The sequence below is a fragment of the Blastococcus sp. SYSU DS1024 genome (genome assembly GCF_054050795.1).
This window is the reverse complement of sequence record NZ_JBJHAA010000041.1, coordinates 1-7,584: the sequence shown is the minus strand read 5'-3', so window position 1 is coordinate 7,584 and position 7,584 is coordinate 1. Positions and strand designations below refer to the sequence as shown.

Sequence of the window (7,584 nt, the reverse complement as noted above, 5' to 3'; positions counted from 1 at the left end):
GTCGAGAACCAGCTGCGCGGCGCGCTGCCGGAACTCCTCGGGGTACTTGCTCCGTCGGCCCACTCGGGCCCTCCCTCCTTGGCTGGTGCCAAGTCTGGAGGTGTTCAGCCGACGGGGGTCACTTCACCTGAACTGGCCGCTGGCCGTGCAGTTCACCGACCTCCGAGGACAGAGCGTCGCGCACTCCGAGCTGGCGCACATTTGGGACGCGGTGGTGCACGTCGTCAGTCACTGGGACGAAGAGGTCCGGGCTGACTTTTAGGGGTAGCTGGTGAGACTTGGGCTACGCGTCGGGCTCGTCCTCCAGCCGGTTGCCCGGGACATGAGTGCTTCGACCAGCCGGCTGTCGGTGAGCGACGACAGCCGCCCGGTGCCCAGCGCCCGGTCGCCGGTGACCACCACCGAGATCCCGGCGGAGGCCCCCTCCCGGAGACCCCACAGCGATGCAGCCGCGCCCCAGACCCACGGGTGGAGGCTCGTAGCACTCAGCTCAGAGCCCTTGGGCTTGAGGGACTCGATGATCTCCAGATCCTGGAGATGCCCGATGCCTCGGAGGCAGGGGCCTCTGAGGTGCACAAAGGCACGGCCCGACTGGGCCCATGAGTCATCGATGTTCTGCGCGAGGTACTCCTGACCCAGATGGTCCAGGATCGCCTCCACTACAGGAGCGGCCATCACCAGGTAGTCCAAGGCGTCGGAAATCTCCTGCTCGGACCCCTCGTGCGCCAAGTACTGGTGGATCTTCGAGGCAAAGGTGTCCAGGCGGTCGATCAGCAGGGGGACGTCCACGCAGCAGTCTCGGGGATACCTCCGACAAGGCCATCACAGGGCCACGAGAGGCTGGGCTGGCGAGCCCACATCGCGCCGACGCTGGGCAGCGGCACGCGTAGCCGGGACACAATCGAACTACGCATGGTCTTGAGGAGGCCCCCTCTCGACGGTGTGGGGCCAAGGATCCGACGAGTGACGGCCGCGGTGCACGAGACGCGGGGGACGAACACGGTCCACTGCCTAACGAAGTCGAGCACAGCCCGCTGGAAGGCTTCTCGATGGCGCGGATGCGGCCGGATTTCCAGAGGAGCGAGCGATGTCGTCGAAGATCGTCCACGGGACAACAGGTCGAAGGGCCATGCGTCCGGACGGGTCTACGAGCGATGAGCCGGCTATGTCACCCGGGGGCCCCACGGTGGGCGACGACGGGCGGTACGAGTTCAAGTCCGTGCAAGCAATCCGCGGCACCGGAGCCAAGACGATCGCGAAGTGGCAGAAGGCCGGCTGGGAGCTCGACACCCAACGCCCGGGGGCATTGCGAACCGAGATGACCTTCCGGCGTGTGAAGCCGTCGAATTCCTGGCAGCAACTTGCGGCGTTCATCGCCAGGAGCTGGCCCGCCTTCGGCCGCCTGAAGCCGACGACGCAGCAGCTCTCTTTGGCAGTGTCGGGCGGCTTGGTAGTGCTCACGGTGATTGTGGGCCTCGTTGTGGCGAACCAGGGCGGTGGCGGCACCTCCGAGCCGACCGCGTTACCCACCCAGGCCGCAGGCGTGGCGAGCGAAGGGCCCCTCGAGGCGCCGAGCCAGGCACCGGAACCGGTGGAGACTGAGCCCGAAGCAGGAACGAATACCTACCAGTCGCGCGACCCGGCCACCGAGCAGACCGACGCCGACTCCCACCAGTCTGATGACACGGGCGTCCTGACGGTCGAGAACAACCCGGAACTAGCTGCCCTCTTGAGCGGCCCTGCCACCGGTCACAACGTGAACGCCTTCTCCGAGAAGTACCGCGTCCAGGTCGTCGAGTTCGATGGCTTCGTGGCGGACGTTTACATCAATCCGCGGGAGCACAACGGCGAGTCGACGATCAACGTTGTGGCCGGTGATGCAGGTGACTCCGCGCACGACGGGCCCGTGTTCCAACTCGGTTGGTATGGCCACGAGAGCCCCCTCGAGGACTTCTCCGAGGGAGATAACGTTCGCGTGAGGGCACTGGTCGGCGCGGTCTACGGATTTGAACCGCATCAGTTTTTCCTGGTGGAGGACGAAGGGGCTGCTGGCCTCACACGAAGGTAGGCCAGCCAGTAACGCCGGATAGCCTGCGTTCAGCGGTGCGCTTTCGAGCGTCCGCCAGCAGGCGCGATTTGGTCGCGCTCGGCGTGTCTGAAGTGGGGGCAGGCACGCCTGGCCCGCTTGGAGACAGCCATGTCGTCCGACTATCGCCTGGAGCTCAAGCGCGTGCTGATCAACGGGACGAGTACGCCAATGAGTAGACGCTCGCCGGGACCAATGACCGGGCCGACGACCAGAGGGGGCTGCCGACGCGATCCTCGGGAGAGGGGCACCGAGAGGTCGAAGACCTCCTCGCAGGTGATCACCCGCTCCCGGGCCGGAACGGCGGCGCACAGGCAGTTGAGCAGCCACACCTGCGCGAACCGACATGCGTTATCGCTGCCTTAAAATCGAAGGCTGGACGACCCTCCCGACAGCGCGCCCTTGACAGCACCGGTGGGCGCCACGTCTACCGCCGATGGCGTCGTCCAGCACTCGGCGCCACGGTCCAGCCCGTGACGCGACCCCAGCCTCTGCCCGACACCTGGTACAGCCGTGACTTCCTCGACCTTCGAGAGGTCGGCCGAAGGAGCGAAGCCCCTGAACCACGAACGCGGGTGCATCGCCACAGCGGCAGCCCGGGTGACAGGTCCGGCTACGAATTCGCGAACCACCGTGGCGACAAGCGGTGACCGGGCCACCGTTCCATGCCAGGATCCGAGCCCCTTGAGTTGCAGGCTGAGGAGGCGCCGTGATTGGCATCGATCACTTCGATCAGCTGTTGGCCACAACCCGTCCCGTCGGATCCGAGCAGCCGGTCAAGATCGATTGGCCCGGATACTCGCAGGGGTTGCGGGAAGCTGGCGTTGACCCGAATGACGTTGTCACCCTGAGCTGGGCACGCTTCAGTGAGCGCAACCCTGAAGCACTAACCGAAAGCACAGCTCTTGTAGCGTTACACCCCATGGGCATCTTCGAAAGTGTTGGTAAGCGGAAGATGTTCGGCGGCGGATTGAAGTATCGGACGATCGACTTTTCGATGGTGCGCGGCTTTGAGGCCGACGAGGTTCTCATCGAGCACCACGGCATCCTTAAGTACAATATCGACTTCGTTGGAGCCGGCGGAATCCTTCTGGGGCGCCTGGAGTGGCATATGCAAGGCCGTCGCTTCAAGGAGCGAGCCAACAAGATGGCTGCAATGGAGACGGCGAGCGAACGCGACAGGTTCCTGGCGGCGGTCGAGAAGGTTCTTGAGTAGCTGCCCCCGAATACTTGCCCGACAGCTAGGCCACCTGTCTAGATAGACACCGCACTCCATGGGATTCCCAGCGGTTACCGGTGTGCCATAACGAGTGCCGCGTATGGCGCACCTCGGGAACACAGACCTATCGCGACATGCAGAACGACCACAAGGGAGTCAAATCAGCCGTGGCCATAGACCCACAACTTCGCCGACAGATTCAGGACGTTGAGCGTTCCGTCTCCGACAGAAGGCGGAGTGTCGACAATCTTAAGCAGCAGGTGAAGATGATGGAGCGGCAGCCGACATCTTCAGATCGAGAGAAGGCTCAGGTCAAAGAACGAATCAGGGATACGAGCCGCCAAATCGATCGACTTGATCAAGAGCGGAAAGTCTTCGAACGTCAACTCGCCGACCTCAAGCGAATGGCGCGCTAAGCCCCTACGAATCACACACGATCCTGCTCGTGCGAAAGCTGACGCCGGCGCGGCTGCACCTGTCACGCGGGTCGGTCGTGGAGGTCGATGGGGTCGGCTCCGACCCGGCCGTCCTGGTTGAGGCGTGGGCGCATCAGGGCCGACGAAGCCAGCGCGAAACAAGGTGCTGGCGGACGCACTCAAGCTCGTGTACGTCGCGTCCCAGCTGAGGTGGTGCACCGCAAGGTGTTGTGTCTGAGCGACGAGGAGGCGGCCCGACCGTTCCCGGGGGTCCTGGTATGCGGCGGCACTGCGGTCCATTGAGGTGCAGGTGGAGGTCGTCCCGCTCGGGGAGGAGTGGCGGGAACATGTCCTGAACGCTCAGGCCCGGCAGTACCGATAGCCCACTATTCATAGCCTTCAAGCAGCTCGCAGCCCGACCGACCGATCGGCACCGTCCGAGATGCGGAGGGCCACCTCCGGGTCGATGAGGCCGGTGAAATGGACAGCGACATCTGTATGCACCGACATACGTAGTCCCGGCACGGGTGGGTCGCCCTCCCGCGGTGATACCCAGGTGCCCGCCAGCGGATTAAAAGTCTTGAGGGGGACGTATCAGGCGGTGACGCCACCTAACGTCGTGCCTGGTCAGGTGCGCAATTGGTATCGGCCACTGCTGCCACCGCTCCCCGGCTGGCGCGCAGTGCGCGACCACACCGCGACCACATCGCGCCCTGTCACACCTCTCCGTGCGGGTGCAGCCAAAGCACAGGACGCGTTCCGACAGCTGGCCCGGTCTGCGGCAGCATGACCAGGGACCCCTCGGCGTTCGCGTTGAGCACCGACCGCGTCCGGCACATGATGCGGGCACCGGCTGACGGTCTGGTTCCGAGCCGACTGCTTCGGGCTTCGATGACCCTCCGTAGTCTGTCCAGGCGCTTCGACAGCACACCGTAGTCGTCGCTCGGCGTGTCATCCGATGGAGCGGGGGTTGCCAGGATGAGCTTGTAACTGTCCGGGGGTAATGCTGTAGTGAGCGCAGCCGGTGACAAGAGACCCAGGGGGTCTCTCTCCTTCACGGAGTAGCCGGCGCCTACTTAACCGAACGGTGTGAACCGCGACCGCTCGGTCGGCTTCACCGCCTGGTCGTACCACCAGCAGTTGCCCTTGATCAAGTCCCGCTGCGTGGCCCACAGTCCGTAGTCAGCCACCTGCAGCCCGTACGACGTCGCGCTGTCCCACCGCACAAGGTGACCTCGCGGTGCCACATCACCTGGGCGACGACGTCCTCCAGCGCCGCTCGCACCGCCGTCTTCCGCGCCGCGGTCCCCAGGGTCGCCGCCACCACGTGGAGCCGGTCTCCGGCGCTGGTGATCTGCGGCGCGACGTACTTGAAGTGCTGGAACCACGCCAGCTTGTAGAAGTAGACCTCGCCGCTCTGGATCACCCGCGGATAGGCCCTCGACTTCTCGAGGAACGTGGAGTCGAAGCGCGGGCCCTGCTTGCGGATGAGGTCGAAGACCTGCTCCTTGGCGTGGCGGTTGTCCTCGACGGCGTGGAAGCCCCGGGGCATGTTGTGGCCGGCGCGCTCCATCTCGAACCGCAACTCGGCGCCTTCCCACAGCGACTGGGCGTGGTCCCCGGAAAACACGGCCGTGCCGATGCCGAAGTACGGGCTGGCTCCCGGACCGCCCGTGAGGTCCAGGTTGCCGGTCTCGTCGACGTACATGTACACGTCGGCCAACAGTCACTCCCCCAGTACCCGCCGCGGGGCTCCGCGGCACAGGTCCGGACGTTACCTGCGGGCGTCTACGCCGTTGGGTCGTTGGGCGAGGGTTGGGACGTACTCCGACAGGGTCTTTAAGCCTCGCGGACGACGGCCGCTCCGGCGGCTCGCCGGCGCACTCCGCGCTTGTTCAAGATGTTGCGCACCACGGAGAACACCGGTCGGTGAACCGGGCGATCCTGCCCAACAACCGGCCGGTCGGCCTACTGCTCGAGCAGGAACGCCTGGACCCGCATGGAGGACGAAAGGACCGGGGCAACGCGGGCCCGCGAACTCGGGCAGCGGGCAGCGGGCAGCGGCCTCGGCGGGTAGGGCACGGCTCGGGCGGCGACCCGTCGGTCTCCCGTTCAGCCGCCGGTGAGACCGGTCCAGCCGAGCACGAGCTCCCAGTCGCCGTCACGACGTTGGAGCTGGAAGTCCCGACCCCGGGACACGGAGTTGCTTCGCCGGTGGGTCGTGGCTTTGGCCATGCCCACGCCCACGGCCTGCTGGTCGTCCGGGCTCTCGAACTCGTCGATGACGGTCTCCGGCGGGGTGAGGATCAAGCGGTACTGCGGCATGACCTCGACCGTAGCTTGCCCCTGATCGCGCCTCGGACCGCCCGCTACCCTCCCGGCCCTGTTGGGCGCGACTCCTGACCGCAGTCACCGGGGTGGCCCGCTCGACGAGGGCCAGCAGGGCGCCGAGGTGCGCTGGCACCCGACCGAGGAGGTCCGCACCCTGGACTGACCCACGGACGCTGCGACCACACCGCGACCACAGGGCCCATCCCCGCAGGTCAGATGGTGCGCCCGGGGATACCTAATGGGCGGGTTCGAGAGCCAGCTGCGCCCGGCAGATCGCAAGTGTCGTCTTGCCGGCCTGGGTGCCGCCGGAGACCAGGATGTTGAGCCCGGCGGCGACGGCGGCCTCCAGGAAGCGAGTCGCCTGGGCGGGAAGCGTGCCCAGCGCCACCAGCTCGTCCAGCGAGTGGGCCTGCAGCACGAACTTGCGGATGTTGACCGCCATGTGCCGGCGGGTGATGTCGGGTCAGTAGACGCGCGGACAGAACGTGCTCTGCAGGTAGCTGTTCATCTGTTGGGCATCCGACACTGGAGCCCCGTCGCCAACATCCTCGTTGACCGCGTCCGACCACGTGATCTGGCCACTGGATACCTCATCACAGCGATCGATGATTGCCACAGCGAACCCCTGCGCCTGCTCGAAGGGCAACGGGTTGCCTGGGGACAGCCCGTACCCGGTGATGTCCGCCATCGCACCGAGCTGTCGCACGAGGGAGTCATCCACACCCCTTCCGGCCAGGTAGTTCCTCAGTTCAGGGCTGCCGACAGTTGTCGGTTGCGAGGCGCCGCCGTTGCCCGGCGTCCGCGTTGGCGTCGGCTGGGGGACGGGGCGTTGGCTGTACTCGCTGGCAGCAGCCTCGCGCTCTTGGTTCTGCACGATCTCTCTCGCGGCCCAGAACTCTTCGAAGTTCTCGGGGCACTCAATCCAAGCCTGACGTTGGATGTCCGCCGTAGTCTCGTTGTGCTCGAAACTCTCAGCGAGGTCCCGAAGGGATGCTTCGTTGGCGTCGATGCTGAGGTTCGGGTCGTATCGCCACTCGTTGCACAACGCGTCTACCGCCGCCTCAGCTTGCGCAGCGAAGCTGCTTCGAACAGCCGCACTGCTGTCCGCCGCCGTCTCGCCTGCCTCCCCCTGCTCGCGCGCGCATGCCGCCACGCAGGTGACAGCCAGACAGAGGTGAAGGAAAACGAGCGTCGAGGGGCGCATCAGTTTCACGCGGACGATCAGACCACGAGCACCGAACCTGCTGAAACGCCTAGCGCGACCCCGTTACGGGCGCGGCTAACGCAGAGTGACGGGGCGATGATGCCTGCTTAGCGGGTGGACACGGGGATGACCACGTGCAGCCGGGAGCCGTCGGGCATCATCGCGTCGACGAACGGCGTCGACATGTCGATCCGTCGACCGGAGGTGCGCAGCATCCGCTCCACCAGGTCGGCCAGCTCACCGGGCGCGAGGATCGTCGTGGTCAGCTCGCTGCGGCCCCGGCGGGCGACGAACACCCGGCCCGGCTCGTTGACCCAGATCTCCTCGA

The 7,584-nt window shown here is 65.9% G+C and carries 7 protein-coding genes and 1 pseudogene; 2 read left to right on the top strand and 6 right to left on the bottom strand.

Annotation, left to right across the window (positions count from 1 at the left end; genetic code table 11):
• Nucleotides 1-258 precede the first annotated feature (258 nt).
• Nucleotides 259-789 (bottom strand): hypothetical protein, encoded by a 531-nt coding sequence (locus ACI79S_RS20615; protein ID WP_456595308.1) that lies wholly within the window; start codon nt 787-789, stop codon nt 259-261.
• 397 nt (nt 790-1,186) lie between these two features.
• Here ACI79S_RS20615 and ACI79S_RS20610 point away from each other — a divergent pair, with 397 nt between their 5' ends.
• Nucleotides 1,187-2,068, top strand: a complete 882-nt coding sequence (locus ACI79S_RS20610; protein WP_456595307.1) for a DUF4839 domain-containing protein — start codon at nt 1,187-1,189, stop codon at nt 2,066-2,068.
• A gap of 727 nt (nt 2,069-2,795) precedes the next feature.
• Complete coding sequence (locus tag ACI79S_RS20605) at nt 2,796-3,302, top strand: hypothetical protein (protein WP_456595306.1); 507 nt, start codon at nt 2,796-2,798, stop codon at nt 3,300-3,302.
• Between the two features lie 1,569 nt (nt 3,303-4,871).
• On the opposite strand, the gene ACI79S_RS20600 is transcribed toward ACI79S_RS20605, so the two are convergent.
• From ACI79S_RS20600 to ACI79S_RS20580, 5 genes and pseudogenes are all read right to left on the bottom strand, one after another.
• A complete protein-coding gene (locus ACI79S_RS20600) occupies nt 4,872-5,444 on the bottom strand; it encodes a hypothetical protein (RefSeq protein WP_456595305.1) in 573 nt (190 codons plus the stop codon).
• Between the two features lie 389 nt (nt 5,445-5,833).
• Nucleotides 5,834-6,046, bottom strand: a complete 213-nt coding sequence (locus ACI79S_RS20595) for a hypothetical protein (RefSeq protein ID WP_456595304.1) — start codon at nt 6,044-6,046, stop codon at nt 5,834-5,836.
• Nucleotides 6,047-6,287: 241 nt separating this feature from the next.
• A complete protein-coding gene (locus tag ACI79S_RS20590) occupies nt 6,288-6,494 on the bottom strand; it encodes an ATPase, T2SS/T4P/T4SS family (RefSeq protein ID WP_456595303.1) in 207 nt (68 codons plus the stop codon).
• A gap of 21 nt (nt 6,495-6,515) precedes the next feature.
• Nucleotides 6,516-7,265, bottom strand: coding sequence for a hypothetical protein (locus tag ACI79S_RS20585; protein ID WP_456595302.1), 750 nt, complete (start codon nt 7,263-7,265; stop codon nt 6,516-6,518).
• Nucleotides 7,266-7,363: 98 nt separating this feature from the next.
• A pseudogene (locus tag ACI79S_RS20580) lies at nt 7,364-7,584 on the bottom strand (CpaF family protein); the annotation flags it as partial.

Coding starts and splice junctions, on each gene's coding strand:
- ACI79S_RS20590 (WP_456595303.1), bottom strand. CDS start 6,494: ATGGCGGTCAACATCCGCAAGTTCGTGCTGCAGGCCCACTCGCTGGAC.
- ACI79S_RS20595 (WP_456595304.1), bottom strand. CDS start 6,046: ATGCCGCAGTACCGCTTGATCCTCACCCCGCCGGAGACCGTCATCGAC.